The organism is Mycolicibacter longobardus (assembly GCF_002102265.1).
Taxonomy (GTDB): Bacteria; Actinomycetota; Actinomycetes; order Mycobacteriales; family Mycobacteriaceae; genus Mycobacterium; species Mycobacterium longobardum.
The window spans coordinates 39524-58381 of the sequence record NZ_LQPG01000025.1 but is presented as its reverse complement, the minus strand read 5'-3'; the positions used below and the strand labels follow the sequence as shown (position 1 = coordinate 58381).

Sequence of the window (18858 nt, the reverse complement as noted above, 5' to 3'; positions counted from 1 at the left end):
CGGGTGGAAAAGTAGGACACCGCCGAACACAACCCAAAGAAACGCCCCCCGACACAATCGGGGGGCGTTTCCCATTTCAAAAGCCCATGCGCAGGCATGGCAGAGTTTGCGGCGGATTCAGCGCGATAAGAACAAGAGCGATGCCGCTGCCACCTCTACCAAGAAATAGAACCAATTGGGATAGAACGCTATCCGCTGGCGCTCTATTACGGCGGAGAAGATACGCCCGAATGCCATTCCGGCGAGGGCGGCCGCGGCGGTAAGGGTGATCCCGGTGCGATAATCGGTATTGACGGCCGCAACAGTCAGGATGGCTGCCATCGCCACGCCGAATCCGCCGTAAACGGCGCGTACCTCCGACCGCGACGTTGAGGTGGTCAGTGTGATGCCGAAAGGGCGGACCAGAGCCGCTGGCGCGGCGATTGCGTAGAGGCCCATGCCCAGGAAGAACACGGCGATGGAAACTATTGCGATTACCGCCATTTCAATGCTCCCTGCTGTTGTGGGGTGATACATCGAGTGTCCGGGGTCCGTCTGCCCTGTACGGTGGCAGGCTCCCGCGAACTGGCGCCTGAACGAGCATTCCCGCAGGCTATTGCGTGAGCGACCGCAGAGCTATAACGTTCAGGTTTAGTTAAGGAAGTTAACAGGAGGATTGGCGTGCGCGTTTACCCTTGCCTGCCGCTCGTCGCCAGCGTCGCTGCTGCGGGCTTCTTCGCAGGCGCGCCGGTGGCGTCGCCGGCGACCGGCGCGTACTCGGCCGCGATCACGCTGACCGGCAACGGTACGGACCTCGGCGACGGAATCGCGTTCCTCATGGGCGGAACGGGCATGCCGCAACCGAGTGACCGGTATCTGGAGGCCGCCGACAATCTGTTTTTGAAGCCGCACGGATTCGGCGGCGAGCTGGTGTCTCTGTGGACGCCGGAGAATGTCAGTTCGACCTCGCAGGCGGTCGGCGGGCAGATTCTCTACAACGCGGTCATGAATGAGATCAACGGTGGCGAGGTGGACGCCGACAACCCGGTCGTGGTGTTCGGCTACTCGCAGAGCGCCTCGATCTCCGTGCGCCTGATGGAAAGACTTGCCGACGAGGGCGTCTCCAACGATCTGGTCCGGTTCGTGCTGATCGGCTCCCCGGGTACCAGTGGTATTCCCACGGATCTGTACCACACCGACGTCTACAACTATGAATACGATCCGGTGTCGTTCAAGGCGACGTACTTCAATCCGCTGACGGACCTCAATGCTGCACTGGGATTCCTCTACGGGCACTCCGTGCTCTTGAGTGCGACGACCGACCAGATCGACTCGGCAATCCAGCTGCCGACCTCGGACCCGGATTCGCTGACCACCTTCCACATGATCTCCTCGGAGCTGCTGCCGCTGTTGGCCCCGCTGCAGTTGGTGCCGATTCTGGGCCAGCCCCTCTATGAGCTTTTGGAACCCGTCACCCGGATCCTGGTGAACCTCGGATACGGCAACATCGAGCACGGCTGGCCGCCCGGCGACGTCGACGTGCCCGCCGCGGCCGGGCTGTTCCCGACCCACCTCGACCTGGGCGATGTGTTGTCCGCGCTGGGTAACGGTGTCCAGCAGGGGATCAACAATGCGATCGCCACCTTGCTGGACCCGGAGAACTACCAGATCATCCCCCTGATCGAGCACCCGTCGCTGGCGGGCCTCATTCAGGAGGGCTACATCGTGGGCGCCATCGACACCCCGAACCCGACGCTGGGCGAGGCCCTGACGGGTCTGTTCGAGTTCTTCCAAGGGTTCATCGACCAAACCGAGTACCCCATGCCCGATTAGTCGAACAAAGTGGCGTGGCTGTGCTGTCGCTCCAGATCCAGCAGGGCCCGCTTGCGGTCGATACCGCCGCCGTAACCGGTCAGGCTGCCGTTGCTGCCGATGACGCGATGGCACGGGACGATGATCGAGATCGGGTTGCGGCCATTGGCCAGGCCGACGGCGCGAGATGCCTTCGGCGCCCCGATCTGGTCGGCCAACTCCCCGTAGGAGCGGGTCTGGCCGTACGGAATGGTCAGCAGGGCGGTCCACACCCGGCGCTGGAAGTCGGTACCGATCATCTCGTAGGCCAGGTCGAAGTCGGTGAGATCCCCGGCGAAATACGCCCCGAGCTGTTCGACCACATCGGGAAACGCGGTGTCGTCTCGGCGCCACCCGGTGCGATCGGGGGCGTGGGAATGGTCGAGCATCAGCAGATGGCTGAGCTTCCCGTCTTCGCCGGCCACGGTCAGGGGCCCGATCGGGCTGTCGATGATGCGCTGGCAGGTCATGCGATCTCCTTCGAAGTCGGGGGCGAAGTCGGCGGCCAGTCGTTCACGGCGTGATCGAGACTCGTCCACAAATGCTGGGTGGCATAGGAGCGCCACGGTCGCCAGCGGGCACTGTTTTGCAGCAGCGCTCGCGGATTCTCGGGCAGGCCCAGTCGGCGGGCGGCCACCTGCACCCCCAGGTCGGTGACCGGGAAAGCGTCGGGGTCGCCCAGTCCGCGCATGGCGATCACCTCGGCGGTCCAGCTCCCGATCCCCGGCAGCTCCATCAACTCATGGCGGGCTCGGTCCCAATCGCAGCCCGCGCCAAGGCCGATGGTGCCGTCGGCCAGTCTCGCGACCAGGGCGAGCAGCGTTTCACGACGTGCCCGGGGCAGGGCCAGCTGCTCGGGATCGATCTCGACAAGCCGCTGCACCGACGGAAAGACATGTGTGAGAGCGCCGTCCGGATCGCCTATCGGCTCACCGTGTGCGAGCAGCAGGCGCCGGGCATGGGTCCGGGCCGCCTTGACCGACACCTGCTGACTGAGCACCACCCGCACCGCGAGTTCGGCCTCGTCCACGGTGCGCGGAATGCGTTGCCCCGGAGCCTTGCTCACCAGCGGCGCCAGCTCCGCATCGGCGGCAAGGGCTTCTACGACGGCTTCCGGATCCGCGTCGAGGTCCAGCAGCCGGCGACACCGGGTGATGGCGGCGGTGAGATCCCGGAAGTCGTCGAGGACCAGTTGGCATCGGACATGATCTGCGGCCGGGCGCAGAGTGGCGACACCGTTGCCGTGGGGCAGACGCAGAGTTCGTCGGTAGGCGCCGTCGCGTACTTCCTCGCAGCCGGGAACCGCGCAGGCGGCCAGATGCCCGAAGACGCCCTCGAACGCGAACGGAGTGCGCACCGGCAGTCGCAGCGACAGGGTCCCCGGTCCGGGGGTGTCCCGGTCCGGCCGGGTCTGCGAGCGTGCGGCGGCCTGGCTGCGCAGCACCGTAGGCGTGGTCGCGCACACGGTCCGGATGGTGTCGTTGAACTGCCGGATGCTGGCGAACCCGGCGGCGAACGCGACGTCGCCCAACGGCAGGTCCGTGGTCTCGATCAGGACCCGGGCGGTCTGCGTTCGCTGCGCACGGGCCAGTGCCAACGGGCCTGCGCCGACCTCGACCTGCAGCAGCCGCTGCAGCTGGCGGGAGGAATAGCCGAGGCGGCCGCCCAGCCCGGTCACGCCCTCCCGGTCGACGGTCCCGTCGGCGATCAAGCGCATCGCCCGCCCCACCACATCGCCGCGGACATTCCATTCCGGAGAACCCGGCGAGGCGTCTGGCCGGCACCGCTTACAGGCCCGGAAGCCGGCCCGCTGAGCGGCAGCGGCGGTGGGGTAGAACCGCACATTCCGCGGCAGGGGTGGGCGCACCGGGCAACTGGGCCGGCAGTAGATCCGGGTGGTCAGCACAGCGGTGATGAACCAGCCGTCGAACCGAGCGTCACTGGACTTCACGGCGCGATAGCAGCGGTCGAAGTCGTCGTACACCTTGTAACGATGACACGCGACCGGCGCCGACACTAGCGGAAAAGCGACACGACAGTGCCGGACCGTTCGCGTCACTCCGGGCTACCATCGGGACGTGACGGCACTGGTACAGGGGTACTTGGACGGGATCCGCGCCGAGCACGTCGGGGTGAACGACGGGACGTTGGCCGGCTACATCCCCGAACTGGCCTGCGTTGATCCGACCGGGTTCGGGCTGTCGCTGTCATCGGCGGACGGCTACGTCTACGAATCCGGGGACGCCGACGTGCAATTCACCATGCAGTCGATCTCCAAGCCGTTGACCTACGCGCTGGCACTCGATCAGCTGGGTCAGGCGGACGTGGATGCCAGGATCGGTGTGGAGCCCTCCGGCGAGGGCTTCAACAAGATCAGCGTCGACCAGGTCACCAACGTCCCAAAGAATCCGATGATCAACGCCGGCGCGATCGTGGCGTGCTCGTTGGTGCCGGGGAAGACCGTGGACGACCGGTTCGACCTCGTCCGGGAGTTCTATGGTGCCTGCGCGGGACGCGCTCTGGACTTCGATGAGGAGGTCTACCGCTCCGAGCGGGCCACCGGCAGCCGCAACCGCGGGATCGCCTACCTGCTGGAGAGTTTCGGAGCGTTGGGTGCCGACCCCGACGACGCGCTGGACCTCTACATCCGCCAGTGCTCCCTGAAGGTCACCAGCACCGATCTGGCCCGGATGGCGGCGACGCTCGCCCGTGGCGGGCTGAACCCGCTGACCGGGCGCCAGGTGACCGACGCGGCGGTGGTGCGACGCACCCTGTCGGTCATGGTGACCTGCGGCATGTACGACGCCGCCGGCGCGTGGGTCAGTGCGGTCGGTATGCCGGCCAAGAGCGGTGTGGGGGGTGGCATCGTGGCGGTGCTGCCCGGCCAGCTCGGTATCGGCGTCTATTCGCCGCGGATCGACGACAAGGGCAACAGCGTGCGCGGGATGCTGGTGTGCCGCAGTCTTTCCCAGCAGTTGGGGCTGCACTTTCTGACGGTGAGCAGCGAAGCGCATGCGGCCATCCGTGGGGTGTACATGCCCCGACCCGGAGTTCGGGTATACGAAGTGCACGGCGACCTGCTTTTCGCCGGGGCAGAGCAGGTGGCCCGCACCGCCGCTCACGACTGCGGCGAATTCGACACCGCGATCCTCGATGTCTCGCGCCTGCACACGATCAACGAGCCGGCGCGTGCCCTGCTCGCCGGGCTGGCCGACGAGTTGCGCGGTCTGGGCAAGCGGGGTCTCCTTGTCGATCCCAGCGGGTCGGTGACGCCCGACCGGTCGATCTACGCCGGGCTGGTGTTCGACAGCGTCGAGGCTGCCCTGGCCGCGACGCAGGAGTGCGCGGAGTAGCCGTAACTACAGCGGGCCGGCCAGCACCGTGGGATTGTCATAGCCGCGCAGCACGATCGAATCACCCACCACCCAATGGGCTTGCTCGCTGATGCTGGCGCCGTACAGGGTCTTCGCCGTGGTCAACAGTTGCAGCGGTTGGGATTTGGCCAGTTCGCACAGCCGGGCGGCCTCGTTGACAGGTTCGCCGATCACGGTGTACTCGAAACGTTCCTTGGCGCCGACATTTCCGGCGACGACTTGCCCGGCAGCCACGCCGATGCCCGCCTGGATCTCCGGCACCTCAACGGCCAGCCGGGACAGGATGCCCCGGGCAGCGGCCAGCGCTTCGCTTTCCGGTTGGTCGAGATGGTTCGGGGCGCCGAAGATCGCCAGGGTCGCATCACCCTCGAACTTGTTGATCAGCCCCTGATGACGGTCGACTTCGTCGACGACCACCGCAAAAAACCGGTTGAGCAGGGCGACCACTTCGGTCGCGGGCTTGGCGGTCACGATCTGCGTCGAGCCCACGATATCGACGAAAATGACTGCGACATGGCGCTCTTCGCCGCCGAGCTGTATCTGATCGCGTTCCGCGGCGGCGGCGACCTCGCGCCCGACATGGCGGCCGAACAGGTCCCGCACGCGTTCCCGCTCCCGCAGCCCGTGCACCATCGCGTTGAAACCGCTCTGCAGCTCACCGAGTTCGGTTCCGTCGAACACCACCAAGTCTGCTTGCAGGTTGCCACGCTCGACTCGCCTCAGTGCCGCGCGCACCACCCGCACGGGAGTTGCCGTGAGCCAGGCCAGAACCAGCATCAGCAGAAATCCGAAGATCAGCGTCGCCACCGATGCCATCAGCACGGCGACGCCGAACTGGGTCACTGTCAGGTTCTTCAGCACCACCGCGAACAGCGCCGTCAGCGCGATACCCAGAATCGGTACACCGGAGGTGAGCAGCCACACCATCATGGTCCGGCCCATGATGCCCGACAGGATTCGTCGAGGCGGCGGTCCCGCGGCCAGTGCCTGGGCGGCCACCGGCCGCAAGGCGAATTCGGTACACAGGTAACAGGCGGTGGCCACCAAGGTGCCGCAGATGCTCAGGGTGAAGCCGATGATCGGGATGAAGATGCTGTGGGACAACCCGTAGAGCACCGTGAACAGCACCGTCGCCACGCCCCACAACGCGAGCACGACCTGCGACACCCGCCACGGCGCCAGGAAGGCGTTGTTCTCATCCACGCGGGTCGGTTGCTGCTCCTTGATCGCCCAGCGCAACTTCTTGATGGTGTGCCGGGTGATCCAGTAGGTGCCGAAAACCAGTGCGGTCACCACGTAAGCCGGCACCACCCCGTACGTCAGCCACTTCGGGGCGTCGGAGAACACACTGGGCACCGGAAAGGCGACCGTCACCAGCAGCATGGCCACGCCGATACCGATCAGGTTCGTCCCCACGATGACGACGGTCATGATGAACTGGATGCGAATCCGCCGCAGATACTGGCTTTCCGACACCCGGCCCAACAACCAGGAGCCGTATTCGGGGGTCTCGGGCAGCCGGCCGCTCTGGCGGGTCAGCAGCTCCAGTATTCGGCCCAGGCGCTGCGCAGTCGTCTTTGGCGGCTTCATCGTGGCGTAAGAATAATTGCTCGCCCATGGGCTTTAAGGTGGATCGGATGCGACTCGTGATCGCCCAATGCACCGTCGACTACGTCGGACGGCTCACCGCGCACCTGCCGTCGGCCCGGCGACTGCTGCTGGTGAAGGCCGACGGGTCGGTCAGCGTGCACGCCGACGACCGTGCCTACAAGCCGTTGAACTGGATGAGCCCGCCCTGCCGGCTCACCGAGGAGACCGGCGGCGAGTTCCCGGTGTGGGTGGTGGCGAACAAGACCGGCGACCAGCTGCGGATCACCATCGAAGAGATCGAGCATGACTCCAGCCACGAACTGGGCGTCGACCCCGGGCTGGTGAAAGACGGCGTCGAGGCGCAGCTGCAGGCACTGCTGGCCGAGCATGTCGAACTGCTCGGCGAGGGCTACTCCCTGGTGCGACGGGAGTACATGACCGCCATCGGGCCGGTGGACCTGCTGTGCCGCGACGAGAACGGCCGCGCGGTAGCCGTGGAGATCAAGCGGCGCGGCGAGATCGATGGCGTGGAACAGCTCACCCGCTACCTGGAACTGCTCAACCGCGACAGCCTGCTGGCGCCGGTCAGCGGGGTGTTCGCCGCTCAGCAGATCAAGCCGCAGGCCCGCACCCTGGCCACCGACCGCGGCATCCGTTGCCTGACATTGGATTATGACGCGATGCGCGGCATGGACAGCGACGAATACCGGCTGTTCTGACGGCCCGTCGGAAATAGGGGCGCGCGGTTGCGCGTTGGAGGACCCATGGCGATCGATGATCTTTTCCAGCCGCTGACGGTGCGCTCGCTGACGGTGCCGAACCGGTTCGCGATGGCGCCGATGACCCGCCAGGCCTCGCCGGACGGAATCCCGGGCAGCGATGTCGCCGAGTACTACCGTCGGCGCGCCGCCGGCGGCGTCGGGCTGATCATCACCGAGGGGATTCGGCTGCCCGATCCGGCTGCGGGCTACCCGTTCAGCGTGCCGACGCTGGCGGGCGACGAGGTGCTGGCCGGGTGGCGACGCGTCGTCGACGGCGTCCACTCCGAGGGCGCCACGGTCGCCGCGCAGCTGTGGCACCAGGGCATTGAACGTGCCGACGCCGACGGTGTGCAGCCTGTCGGACCGTCGGGTATCAACGGGCGCGGCGAACCACGGGGCCGGGCGCTGCGCACCGACGAACTCCCGGAGGTCGCACAGCTCTACGCGAGCAGCGCGGCCACCGCCCGGGACGTCGGCTTCGATGCCGTCGAGATCCACGGTGCCCACGGCTACCTGCTGGACGAATTCCTTTGGGAGCGCACGAATCGTCGCACCGACGGCTATGGCGGATCACTGGCCGAGCGGACTCGGTTCCCGGCGGAGGTGGTCGCGGCGATACGTGCTGCGGTCGGCCCGGACTATCCGATCATCTTCCGCTTCTCGCAATGGAAGGGAACCGACTATGCCGCGTCCATCGCCGATGACCCGACACAACTGGAAGAACTGCTGACGCCGTTGGTGCGGGCCGGCGTCGACGTGCTGCACCCGTCGACCCGCAGGCACTACGTGCCCGCATTCCCCGACCAGGACACCGATCTGAGTCTGGCCGGATGGACCAAGAAGGTCACCGGTAAACCGGTTATCGCGGTGGGGTCGGTCGGGTTGGAGACGCAGTTCCGCAGCGAGAAGCGGGGTGAGGTGATCCGGCCGGCGCCGCTCGACCGCCTGGTCAAGCAGTTCGAGGCCGGCGAGTTCGATGTCGTGGCGATCGGGCGGGCGCTGCTCGCCGACCCGACCTGGGTGAATCGGCTGCGCCACAATGAGCTGGACGGGTTCGACGGATACGACGCGGCGGCCGCGCTGTCCGCGCTCGCCTGATCACGAGGAGGGGCATGGCTCGTCGCCGCGATCCGTCGCGCCGGCACCAGCCGCTACGGTCGCTGTCGCTCCAACAGCGGGTGGAGACCGGTCCCGACGGCTACGAGTACGTGGTTCAGGCGATCGCGGGTTCGCGGGCCGTCAAGATCTACCGGTGCCCGGGATGTGATCACGAGATTCGGCGCGGTATCGCCCATGTGGTGGTGTGGCTGGCTGGGTCCAGCGGTTCAGCGGGTGAGGATCGGCGGCATTGGCACACGCCGTGCTGGGCGAACCGCAGCAATCGGGGTCCGACCCGCAAGTGGTCCTAGAAACTCAGTGCGTTTCCGCGTTCGCGGCCGGCTCGACCAGCTCCACCAGCACCCCGCCGGCGTCCTTGGGGTGGATGAAGTTGATCCGTGAGTTCGAAGTGCCGCGCCGGGGCGCCTCGTAGAGCAGCCGGACGCCCTGCTCGCGCAGCCGCTCGGAAAGGGCGTCGATGTCACTGGTCCGGTAGGCGAGCTGCTGCAGGCCGGGGCCGCGCTTGTCCAAGAACTTCGCAATCGTCGACGACTCGTCGATCGGTGCCATCAGCTGAATCTGGGCGCTGCCGACAGGGGCACCGCGCACCGCCAGCATCGCTTCCACGATGCCCTGCTCCTCGTTGACCTCTTCGTGCAGCACGATCATCCCGAGCTGGTCGTGATACCACTTCTTGGCCGCTTCCAGATCCGGAACCGCGATACCGACGTGATCGATCGCCGTCACCAAGGCGGAGGCCAAGGCGGGACGTACCTCGAAGGAGCCAGCGACGGATTCGGTCGTCATAACGTAACGGTAACCTGAGCGGAAACATCGTGCTGCGCCGACCGGAAAGATCGGCCCTTCATACCCGTCCGGGAGGTAGTCATGACGACATCGGTGATCGTTGCTGGGGCCCGCACCCCGATCGGCCGGCTGATGGGTTCGCTGAAGGATTTCTCCGGTAGCGACCTGGGCGCCGTCGCCATCGCCGGGGCGCTGGAGAAGGCGAAGGTGCCGGCGTCGCTGGTGCAGTACGTGATCATGGGCCAGGTGCTGACCGCCGGTGCGGGGCAGATGCCGGCGAGGCAGGCAGCGGTGGGTGCGGGCATCGGCTGGGACGTGCCGACGCTGACCATCAACAAGATGTGCCTGTCCGGAATCAACGCCATCGCCCTGGCTGACCAGCTGATTCGTGCCGGTGAATTCGACGTGGTGGTGGCCGGTGGCCAGGAGTCGATGACCCAGGCGCCGCACCTGCTGACCAAGAGCCGCGAGGGCTACAAGTACGGCGATGTGACGGCGCGCGACCACCTCGCCTACGACGGTCTGCACGACGTGTTCACCGACCAGCCGATGGGTGCGCTCACCGAGCAGCGCAACGACGAAGACAAGTTCACCCGCGCCGAGCAGGACGAGTTCGCGGCCGAATCGCACCGCAAGGCCGCCGCGGCATGGAAGGACGGTGTGTTCGCCGACGAGGTGGTGCCGGTGAAGATCCCTCAGCGCAAGGGGGATCCGCTGGAGTTCGCCGAGGACGAGGGCATCCGGGCCAACACCACCGCCGAATCGCTGGCCGGTCTCAAGCCGGCGTTCCGCAAGGACGGCACCATCACCGCCGGCTCGTCGTCGCAGATCTCCGACGGCGCCGCCGCGGTCGTGGTGATGAGCAAGGCCAAAGCGCAGGAGCTGGGCCTGGACTGGTTGTGCGAGATCGGGGCGCACGGAGTGGTGGCGGGGCCGGACTCGACCCTGCAATCTCAGCCGGCCAACGCCATCAAGAAGGCGATCGCCCGTGAGGGAATCTCGGTCGACCAACTCGACGTGGTGGAGATCAACGAGGCTTTCTCGGCGGTGTCGCTGGCCTCGACCCGGGAACTGGGAGTCAACCCCGACGTGGTCAATGTGCACGGCGGGGCGATCGCGGTGGGGCATCCGATCGGGATGTCCGGGGCGCGGATCACACTGCATGCCGCCCTCGAGCTCAAGCGGCGCGGCTCGGGCTACGCGGTGGCCGCGCTGTGCGGTGCCGGCGGCCAGGGTGACGCGCTGATCCTGCGCGCCGGATAGCGTCGGACGGCCGTTTCCCTACGGTTGCGTAGGTTGCTGGAACAGCTGGTTTTTCCACGCCAAGACCGAAGTGTGATTTTGGTCATAGGGGAGCCTTGTCGGGCCCGGGAACGGCCTTCGGTGGTGCCGCGGTGACGGCGTGACAGACTTGACGACGTGACGCGTCCTCGACCTCCGATCAGCCCGGCGTTGGCCGGCGCAGTGGACTTGTCCGGCCTCAAACAGCCGGCACCGCCCGGCGGTGGCGCCGCCGGGGGCAGCGCGGCGCCCCCGGGTGCCACCGAGATCACCGAGGCCAACTTCGAAGAACAGGTGCTGGTCCGGTCCAACCAGGTGCCGGTGGTGGTGGTGCTGTGGTCGCCGCGCAGTGAAGCCTGCATCCAGCTGGTCGACACCCTGGCCGGGCTGGCGCAGGCCGACAACGCCGGTTCGGCCGCCAAGTGGTCGCTGGCCACGGTCAACGTCGACGTCGCCCCGCGGGTGGCGCAGGTGTTCGGCGTGGACGCCGTGCCCACCGTGGTGGCACTGGCCGGCGGCCAGCCGATCACCAGCTTTCAGGGCGTGCAGCCGCCCGACCAGCTGCGCCGCTGGGTGGATTCGCTGCTGTCGGCCACCGCGGGCAAGCTCCCCGGCGGCGGCGGCGGCGACGCCGAACAGCCGGAGCAGGTGGACCCGGCACTGGCGCAGGCGCGTGACCAGCTCGACGCCGGTGACTTCGGCGCGGCTCGCGCCTCCTACGAGGCCTTGCTGGACAAAGACCCGAACCACGTCGAAGCCAAGGCGGCGCTGCGCCAGCTCATCTTCCTGGAGCGGGCGACCGGTCGGCAGCCCGATGCACCGGCACTGGCAGACGCCGCCCCGGACGACATCGAGGCCGCCTTGGCCGCCGCCGACGTGCAGATCCTCAACCAGGACGTCACCGCGGCGTTCGACCGGCTGATCGGGCTGGTGCGCCGGACCTCCGGTGACGAGCGCGCAGCGGTGCGAACCCGGCTCGTGGAGTTGTTCGAGCTGTTCGACCCGGCAGACCCGGAGGTGGTCGCGGGCCGGCGCAACCTGGCCAACGCCTTGTTCTGAGTGTCCCTGGCGAGTGTCCCTGGCGAGTGCCCCTGGCGAGCAGACACAGAATCGCACTCCGCTACGCGGATGCGTGCGATTCTGTGTCTGCTCGCGCGGGGGAGGCTACTCGGGTGCCAGCCACAGGGCGGACAGTGCGGGCAACATCAGCACCGCCGAGGCCGGTCGGCCATGCCAGGGATCTTCGGTGGCGTCGACCCCGCCCAGGTTGCCAGCGCCCGAACCGCGGTAGCCGACCGCGTCGGTGTTGAGCACTTCCCGCCAGCGGCCGGCCCGGGGCAGGCCCAGGTGGTAGTCGCCGTGAGCGACGCCCGCGAAGTTGAACACACAGGCCAGCACCGACCCGTCGGCGCCGTAACGCAGGAAGCTCAACACATTGTTGGCCGAGTCGTTGGCGTCGATCCAGGAGTAGCCCCGCGGGTCGGAATCCTGGCTCCATAAGGCGGGCAGGGCACGGTAGTGCGCGTTGAGGTCGCCGACCAGGCGCAGGATGCCGGTGGAATAGCCGTCCGGCTCGACCTGGGGATCAAGCTGGAACCAGTCGACGCCGCGCTCGTTGCACCACTCGCCGCGCTGGCCGAATTCCTGACCCATGAACAGCAACTGCTTGCCGGGATGCGCCCACTGGTAGGCCAGCAGAGTCCGCAGGCCGGCGGCCTTGTGGTGGTCGTCGCCGGGCATTCGCGACCACAGCGTGCCCTTGCCGTGCACCACCTCGTCATGGCTGACCGGCAGCACGTAGTTCTCGCTGTAGGCGTAGAGCATCGAGAACGTCATGTTGTGGTGGTGGTAGCTGCGGTGCACCGGGTCATGACCGAGGTAGGCCAACGTGTCGTGCATCCAGCCCATGTTCCATTTCATCGAAAACCCCAGCCCGCCAAGGCTGGTGTCCCGGGTGACGCCGGGCCAGGAGGTGGACTCCTCGGCGACGGTCACGATGCCCGGGGCCACCCGGTGCGTGGTGGCGTTCAACTCCTGCAGGAACTGCACCGCTTCCAGGTTCTCCCGGCCGCCGTGGATGTTGGGGGTCCATCCGCCGTCGGGCCGCGAATAGTCCAGGTAGAGCATGGATGCCACCGCGTCCACCCGCAGCCCGTCTACATGGAACTCGGTCAGCCAGTACAGCGCATTGGCGACCAGGAAGTTACGTACCTCCGGGCGGCCGAAGTCGAAGACGTAGGTGCCCCAGTCGAGTTGCTCACCGCGTCGCGGATCGGAGTGCTCATAGAGCGGGGTTCCGTCGAACCGGCCGAGAGCCCAGTCGTCTTTGGGGAAGTGCGCCGGCACCCAGTCCACGATGACGCCGATGCCGGCGCCGTGCAGCGCGTCGACCAGGGCTCGGAAGTCGTCGGGGCTGCCGAAGCGTGCCGTGGGGGCGTAGTACGACGTCACCTGGTAACCCCAGGATCCGCCGAACGGATGTTCGGCGACGGGCAGCAGCTCGACGTGGGTGAAACCGTGCTGCACAACGTATTCGGTCAGCTCGACCGCGAGCTGCCGATAGCTGAGCCCCGGCCGCCAGGAGCCCAGGTGCACCTCGTAGGTGCTCATCGGCTCGGCCACCGGGTCGCGCCGGCAGCGCTGCGCCATCCAGTCGGTGTCCTGCCAGGTGTAGTCGCTGGTGCTCACCACCGATGCGGTGCGCGGCGGCACCTCCGTGGCGAAGGCGAACGGGTCGGCTCGCTCACTGACCGAGCCGTCGGCGCCGTGCACGCGGAACTTGTACAGACCGCTCGCGGGAAAGTCGGGCCAGAACAGCTCCCAGACCCCGGACGAGCCCAGCGACCGCAGCGGGGCGTCGTCACTCGACCAGCCGTTGAAATCACCGATCAGGCTCACCCCGGTGGCGTTGGGCGCCCACACGGCGAACGACACGCCGGATACGTCGCCGCTGGCGGTGGCGAAGGTGCGGTGATGGGCCCCCATCACCTCCCAGAGCCGTTCGTGGCGGCCTTCGGTGAACAGGTGCAGGTCCACCTCACCCAGCGTGGGCGCGAAGCGGTACGCGTCGGCGATCGTGCACACGCCGGTGGGCTCGGCGAACTCCGCCGATTCCGGGTAGTGCACTTCCAGCCGGTAGTCGATCAGGCCGGTCAACGGCAGGCTCACCGCGAACAGCCCGGACCCGAGGTCGTGCATGACGAAGCGGTCCGCGCCCACCAGCACCACGACGCGGCGGGCGCGTGGACGCAGCGTCCGGACAACCGTGACCCCGCCGTACTCGTGGGCGCCCAGGATCGAGTGCGGATCGTGGTGGTTGCCCGACAGCAGCCGGGCCAGCTCGGCCGGTGCGGGCGCCAGGTGCCGTGTCATCGTGTTCACCTGCGGCGCAACAGTTCGGTGCGGGCACGGGCGTTGATCGGCGGCATGTTGACGATGTGCGCGACGGCTCGGTCCGGATCGAGGCGCACCCAGTTGTCCTTTCCCCAGTGGTAGTCCTCTCCGCTGATCTGATCCCGCACCCAGAACCGTTGGTAGTCCTCCATTCCCAGCGCCCACATGTCCAGGTACAGCGTGGCTTCCTCGGGAGTGAACGGGTTCAGGTTGACCACGATCAGCACGGTGTCGCCGGTTGCCGGATCGAACTTGCTGTAAGCCAGCAGCGCGTCGTTGTCGATGTAGTGGAAGTGCACGGTGCGCAGCTGACTCAACGCCGGATGTAACCGGCGAATCTCGTTGAGCCGGGCGAGGAACGGCTCCAGGGATCGGCCCTCGGCGACGGCGCCGGCGAAGTCGCGGGGGCGTAGTTCGTATTTCTCGGAGTCGAGGTACTCCTCGCTGCCCTCGTGCAGCGCGCGGTCTTCGAACAACTCGAAGCCGGAGTACACACCCCACGTCGGGCCCAGTGTCGCCGCCAGCACCGCGCGAATGGCGAACATGCCGGGGCCGCCGTGCTGCAGGCTCGCGTGCAGGATGTCGGGGGTGTTCACGAAGAGATTCGGCCGGCGGAAGTCGGCGAACTCGGCGATCTGGCCGCCGAACTCGGTCAGCTCGGATTTCGTTGTCCGCCAAGTGAAATACGAGTAGGACTGGGTGAAGCCCAGCTTGGCCAGCCCGTACTGGCGGGCGGGCGGGGTGAACGCCTCGGCCAGGAACAGCACGTCGGCGTCGATGTTCTTGACGGTGGCGATCAGCCAGATCCAGAAATCCGGTGGCTTGGTGTGCGGATTGTCCACCCGAAAGACCTTCACCCCGTGGTCTATCCAGAAACGGACCACCCGCAGCACCTCGGCGTACAGGCCCGCCGGATCCTTGTCGAAGTTCAGTGGGTAGATGTCCTGGTACTTCTTCGGCGGATTCTCCGCGTAGGCGATGGTGCCGTCGGGCAGTTCGGTGAACCAGTCCCGATGCGCAGCAGCCCAGGGATGATCCGGTGCGCACTGCAGGGCCAGGTCCAGTGCTACCTCTATGCCGAGCCGGTGCGCGGTGGCGACGAAGGAGTCGAAGTCGTCGATGGTGCCGAGGTCGGGGTGGACCGCGTCGTGGCCGCCCTCGGCGCTGCCGATCGCCCACGGTGACCCGACATCGCCGGGCTGGGCGGTCGCGGCGTTGTTGCGGCCTTTGCGGTGCACCCGGCCGATGGGGTGGACCGGCGGCAGGTACACCACGTCGAAACCCATCTCAGCAATCCGGGGAAGCTCCGCGGCTGCCGTGGCGAACGTGCCGTGCACCGGGCGGCCCTTGGCGTCCCAGCCTCCGGTCGACCGCGGGAACATCTCGTACCACGCGCCGCGGCGGGCCAGCGGCCGATCCACCCAGAGCTGGTAGTCGCAGCCGGGGGTGATCAGCTCACGCAGCGGATAACGGGCCAGCAACTCGCCGACCTCCGCCGAGAGCGCCGGCGCGGCCCGACGTACCGGATCACCCGGGGCGCGCAACGCGGCGGCGGCCGCCAGCACCGCTTTGCGCTGTGCCAGCGGCACCACGGCAGCGGCGCGGTCGAACAACTCGGCGCCGATCAACAGGTCGTTGGACAGCTCGGCTTCGCCCTGTCCGGCGTCGAGCTTGGCGGTCACCGCGCTTCGCCAGCTCTGCACGGGATCCCCCCAGCCCTCGACCCGAAAGGTCCACAGGCCCACGGCGTCGGGGGTGAAGTCACCGTGGAAGACGTAGGCGTCGAACCCGGTCTGCATGCGGATGTGCAGCGGTGCGGCGGTCGATTTCCGGGGCGGCGCTTCTCCAGGCATCGGATAGTGACGGCCGAGGTAGCGCACCACCAGCGTCGCCGCGACGTCGTCGTGGCCTTCACGCCACACCGTCGCCTTGACCGGCACCGTCTCGCCGACCACGGCCCTGGCCGGGTAGCGACCGCACGAGATGACCGGTTCGACATCGTCGACCTCGACTCGGCCAGCCACCCACACTCCGTTCGTCGTCGGGCCTATGCGCCCACGGTAATCGTCGGTTAACCTCGCCGTCCCTCGGGCCGACTAAGGTGCAACAGGTGAAGGCCCTCCGCCGGTTCACCGTTCGCGCTCACCTGCCCGACAGGTTGTTGGCGCTTGAGCAACTGTCGATGAACCTGCGCTGGTCGTGGGAGCAGCCGACCCAGGAACTGTTCGCCGCGATAGACCCCGAGCTGTGGGACGGGTGTGGGCGTGACCCGGTGGCGCTGCTGGGGGCGGTCAGTCCCGCGCGGCTCGACGAGCTGGCCGCCGACGGGGCGTTCACCGCCCGCCTCGATGCGCTGTCGACCGACCTCACCGAGTATCTGAGCAAGCCCCGCTGGTACCAGAACCAGCAGGACGGCGGGGCGGCGCTGCCGGAAGCCATCGCGTACTTCTCGATGGAATTCGGTGTCGCCGAAGCCCTGCCGAACTACTCCGGGGGGCTGGGGATCCTGGCCGGCGACCACCTGAAGTCGGCGTCGGACCTCGGGGTGCCGCTGGTCGCGGTCGGGCTGTACTACCGGTCGGGCTATTTCCGTCAAGCGCTGACCTCCGACGGGTGGCAGCGGGAGACCTACCCGTCGCTGGACCCGCAGGGACTGCCGTTGCGGCTGCTGGTGGAGCCCGACGGTACACCGGTGCTGATCGAGGTGGCGTTGCCCGGCGCGGGCCGGCTGCGGGCGCGGATCTGGGTTGCGCAGGTCGGCCGGGTGCCGTTGCTGCTGCTGGACTCCGACATCGGGGAGAACCCGCACCCGTTGCGGGGGATCACCGACCGGTTGTACGGCGGCGATCAGGAGCACCGGATCCGCCAGGAGATCCTGGCCGGGATCGGCGGGGTGCGGGCGATCCGGGAGTTCACCCGGTTGCAGGGCACGCCCGCCCCGGAGGTGTTCCACATGAACGAGGGGCATGCGGGCTTTCTCGGGGTCGAGCGCATCCGCGAGCTGATCGCCGAGCAGGGACTGGATTTCGACACCGCGTTGGCGGTGGTGCGCTCGGCGACGGTGTTCACCACCCACACCCCGGTTCCGGCCGGAATCGACCGGTTCCGAACCGACATGGTGCGCCGCTACTTCGACGACGGGGGTGACGCCCTGGTGGCCGGGGTGCCCGTCGAGCGAATCATGGAGTTGGGCGCCGAAGAGGATCCCGACACGTTCAACATGGCCCACATGGGTCTGCGGCTGGCGCAGCGCGCCAACGGTGTTTCGCGGCTGCACGGCCGGGTCAGCCGGGGAATGTTCAACGACCTGTGGCCCGGCTTCGACGCCGACGAGGTACCGATCGGGTCGATCACCAACGGCGTGCACGCCCCCAGCTGGGCGGCACCGCCCTGGCTGCAGCTCAGTCGCGACGTGGCCCCTCCCGACTCGTTCAGCGAGCCCGCGGCCTGGCAGCGTCTGCAGCAAGTAGATCCCGTGGCGTTATGGTCGATCCGCTCGCGGCTGCGCTCGCTGCTGGTCGACGAGGTCCGGCTTCGGCTGCTGCGATCCGGGCTTGAGCGCGGATCATCTGAAGCCGAATTGGGTTGGATTGCAAACGCGTTCGATCCCGATGTGCTGACCATCGGATTCGCACGCCGGGTGCCCACCTACAAGCGGTTGACGCTGATGCTGCGCGACCCCGACCGGCTGGAGCGGCTGCTGCTCGACGAGCAGCGGCCCGTTCAGCTGATCGTCGCCGGCAAGTCCCACCCGGCCGACGACGACGGCAAGGCGCTGATCCAGCAGGTGGTGCGGTTCGCCGACCGCCCGGAGGTGCGCCACCGCATCGCGTTCCTGCCCGACTACGACATGTCGATGGCGCGTCGGCTCTACTCCGGATGCGATGTCTGGCTGAACAATCCGCTGCGGCCGTTGGAGGCCTGCGGTACCTCGGGCATGAAGAGTGCCCTCAACGGCGGGCTGAACCTGTCGATTCGCGACGGTTGGTGGGATGAGTGGTTCGACGGCCAGAACGGTTGGGCGATACCGACCGCCGACGGAGTGGCCGACGAGAACCGCCGCGACGATCTGGAAGCCGCCGCGCTCTACGATCTGTTGTCGCACTCGGTGGTGCCCAAGTTCTACGACCGCGACGACCGCGGCGTGCCGCCGCGCTGGCTCGAGATGGTGCACCATACGCTGCAGACGCTGGGCCCGAAGGTACTGGCTTCGCGGATGGTGCACGACTACGTCCAGCAGTGCTACGCCCCGGCGGCACTGTCGCGGCGGCGCACCTGTGAGCCGGTCGACGGCGTGCCCTTTGGCGCGGCACGTCAACTGGCGGACTACCGGCGCCGAGCGGAGGCGGCCTGGCCGCACATCCAGATCACCGACGTCGACAGCACCGGGCTGCCGGACGCACCGTGGCTGGGTTCGGAGTTGACGTTGACCGCGACGGTCCGACTGGCCGGGCTGCGCCCGGATGAGGTGGTGGTGCAGGCGGTGCTGGGCCGGGTGGATTCCGGTGACACCCTGCTGGATCCGGTGACCGTGGCGATGTCGCATGCCCACACCGATGCCGATGGGACCGAAGTGTTCTCCACGACCAGTCCGCTGCCGGTCGCCGGTGCGGTGGGTTACACGGTGCGGGTGTTGCCGAGTCATCCGTTGCTGTCCGGTGATGCTGAACTGGGACTGGTCACCCTGGCCTGAGCGGCCGCCCTCCCGACCGCCGTGGTGGTGA

15 protein-coding genes are annotated in these 18858 nt (G+C 67.6%); 8 read left to right on the top strand and 7 right to left on the bottom strand.

The window, feature by feature from the left end:
• Positions 1-117: 117 nt before the first annotated feature.
• Entirely contained in the window at positions 118-483 is a 366-nt protein-coding gene (locus AWC16_RS13700; protein ID WP_085265297.1) for a DUF4345 domain-containing protein, read from the bottom strand.
• Positions 484-660: 177 nt separating this feature from the next.
• Between AWC16_RS13700 and AWC16_RS13695 the strand changes: the two genes are divergently transcribed.
• Entirely contained in the window at positions 661-1812 is a 1152-nt protein-coding gene (locus tag AWC16_RS13695) for a PE-PPE domain-containing protein (RefSeq protein WP_234812267.1), read from the top strand.
• Here the strand turns inward: AWC16_RS13695 and AWC16_RS13690 are convergent.
• Both AWC16_RS13690 and AWC16_RS13685 read right to left on the bottom strand, forming a co-directional pair.
• Positions 1809-2300, bottom strand: a complete 492-nt coding sequence (locus AWC16_RS13690) for a methylated-DNA--[protein]-cysteine S-methyltransferase (RefSeq protein WP_085265296.1) — start codon at positions 2298-2300, stop codon at positions 1809-1811. The genes AWC16_RS13695 and AWC16_RS13690 overlap by 4 nt on opposite strands.
• Positions 2297-3814: a DNA-3-methyladenine glycosylase 2 family protein gene (locus tag AWC16_RS13685; RefSeq protein ID WP_085265295.1), complete on the bottom strand. Its 1518-nt coding sequence runs from the start codon at positions 3812-3814 to the stop codon at positions 2297-2299. Before AWC16_RS13685 ends, AWC16_RS13690 begins: the two co-directional genes overlap by 4 nt.
• A 94-nt stretch (positions 3815-3908) precedes the next feature.
• On the opposite strand from AWC16_RS13685, the gene glsA reads away from it, so the two are divergent.
• Positions 3909-5183 carry a glutaminase A gene (glsA, locus tag AWC16_RS13680; protein ID WP_085265294.1) on the top strand — a complete coding sequence of 425 codons (1275 nt, stop codon included), beginning with the start codon at positions 3909-3911 and terminating at the stop codon, positions 5181-5183.
• A 6-nt stretch (positions 5184-5189) separates the two neighbouring features.
• Here the strand turns inward: glsA and AWC16_RS13675 are convergent, their stop codons facing one another.
• Positions 5190-6794 (bottom strand): adenylate/guanylate cyclase domain-containing protein, encoded by a 1605-nt coding sequence (locus tag AWC16_RS13675; RefSeq protein ID WP_085265293.1) that lies wholly within the window; start codon positions 6792-6794, stop codon positions 5190-5192.
• A 47-nt stretch (positions 6795-6841) separates the two neighbouring features.
• On the opposite strand from AWC16_RS13675, the gene nucS reads away from it, so the two are divergent.
• The 3 genes from nucS to AWC16_RS13660 are packed head-to-tail and all read left to right on the top strand — an operon-like array spanning position 6842 to position 8964.
• Positions 6842-7513 (top strand): endonuclease NucS, encoded by a 672-nt coding sequence (gene nucS, locus AWC16_RS13670; protein WP_085265307.1) that lies wholly within the window; start codon positions 6842-6844, stop codon positions 7511-7513.
• 45 nt (positions 7514-7558) lie between these two features.
• Positions 7559-8653 (top strand): NADH:flavin oxidoreductase, encoded by a 1095-nt coding sequence (locus AWC16_RS13665; protein ID WP_085265292.1) that lies wholly within the window; start codon positions 7559-7561, stop codon positions 8651-8653.
• Between the two features lie 14 nt (positions 8654-8667).
• Positions 8668-8964, top strand: coding sequence for a hypothetical protein (locus AWC16_RS13660; RefSeq protein ID WP_085265291.1), 297 nt, complete (start codon positions 8668-8670; stop codon positions 8962-8964).
• A gap of 4 nt (positions 8965-8968) precedes the next feature.
• On the opposite strand, the gene mce is transcribed toward AWC16_RS13660, so the two are convergent.
• Complete coding sequence (mce, locus tag AWC16_RS13655) at positions 8969-9460, bottom strand: methylmalonyl-CoA epimerase (protein ID WP_085265290.1); 492 nt, start codon at positions 9458-9460, stop codon at positions 8969-8971.
• Positions 9461-9541: 81 nt separating this feature from the next.
• Between mce and AWC16_RS13650 the strand changes: the two genes are divergently transcribed.
• Together AWC16_RS13650 and AWC16_RS13645 are read left to right on the top strand one after the other, a co-directional pair.
• A complete protein-coding gene (locus AWC16_RS13650; protein WP_085265289.1) occupies positions 9542-10723 on the top strand; it encodes an acetyl-CoA C-acetyltransferase in 1182 nt (393 codons plus the stop codon).
• Positions 10724-10879: 156 nt separating this feature from the next.
• Positions 10880-11800, top strand: coding sequence for a tetratricopeptide repeat protein (locus AWC16_RS13645; protein WP_085265288.1), 921 nt, complete (start codon positions 10880-10882; stop codon positions 11798-11800).
• Between the two features lie 105 nt (positions 11801-11905).
• On the opposite strand, the gene glgB is transcribed toward AWC16_RS13645, so the two are convergent.
• Positions 11906-14113, bottom strand: coding sequence for a 1,4-alpha-glucan branching protein GlgB (glgB, locus tag AWC16_RS13640; protein ID WP_085265305.1), 2208 nt, complete (start codon positions 14111-14113; stop codon positions 11906-11908).
• Positions 14114-14118: 5 nt separating this feature from the next.
• Complete coding sequence (locus tag AWC16_RS13635; RefSeq protein ID WP_085265306.1) at positions 14119-16158, bottom strand: alpha-1,4-glucan--maltose-1-phosphate maltosyltransferase; 2040 nt, start codon at positions 16156-16158, stop codon at positions 14119-14121.
• Between the two features lie 86 nt (positions 16159-16244).
• Between AWC16_RS13635 and glgP the strand changes: the two genes are divergently transcribed.
• Positions 16245-18827, top strand: coding sequence for an alpha-glucan family phosphorylase (gene glgP, locus AWC16_RS13630; protein WP_085265304.1), 2583 nt, complete (start codon positions 16245-16247; stop codon positions 18825-18827).
• Positions 18828-18858 lie beyond the last annotated feature (31 nt).

Excerpts from the sequence above, each read along its gene's own strand:
- AWC16_RS13700 (WP_085265297.1), bottom strand. The coding sequence starts at position 483 with ATGGCGGTAATCGCAATAGTTTCCATCGCCGTGTTCTTCCTGGGCATG.
- AWC16_RS13690 (WP_085265296.1), bottom strand. The coding sequence starts at position 2,300 with ATGACCTGCCAGCGCATCATCGACAGCCCGATCGGGCCCCTGACCGTG.
- AWC16_RS13675 (WP_085265293.1), bottom strand. The coding sequence starts at position 6,794 with ATGAAGCCGCCAAAGACGACTGCGCAGCGCCTGGGCCGAATACTGGAG.
- nucS (WP_085265307.1), top strand. The coding sequence starts at position 6,842 with ATGCGACTCGTGATCGCCCAATGCACCGTCGACTACGTCGGACGGCTC.
- AWC16_RS13665 (WP_085265292.1), top strand. The coding sequence starts at position 7,559 with ATGGCGATCGATGATCTTTTCCAGCCGCTGACGGTGCGCTCGCTGACG.
- AWC16_RS13660 (WP_085265291.1), top strand. The coding sequence starts at position 8,668 with ATGGCTCGTCGCCGCGATCCGTCGCGCCGGCACCAGCCGCTACGGTCG.
- mce (WP_085265290.1), bottom strand. The coding sequence starts at position 9,460 with ATGACGACCGAATCCGTCGCTGGCTCCTTCGAGGTACGTCCCGCCTTG.
- AWC16_RS13650 (WP_085265289.1), top strand. The coding sequence starts at position 9,542 with ATGACGACATCGGTGATCGTTGCTGGGGCCCGCACCCCGATCGGCCGG.
- glgB (WP_085265305.1), bottom strand. The coding sequence starts at position 14,113 with ATGACACGGCACCTGGCGCCCGCACCGGCCGAGCTGGCCCGGCTGCTG.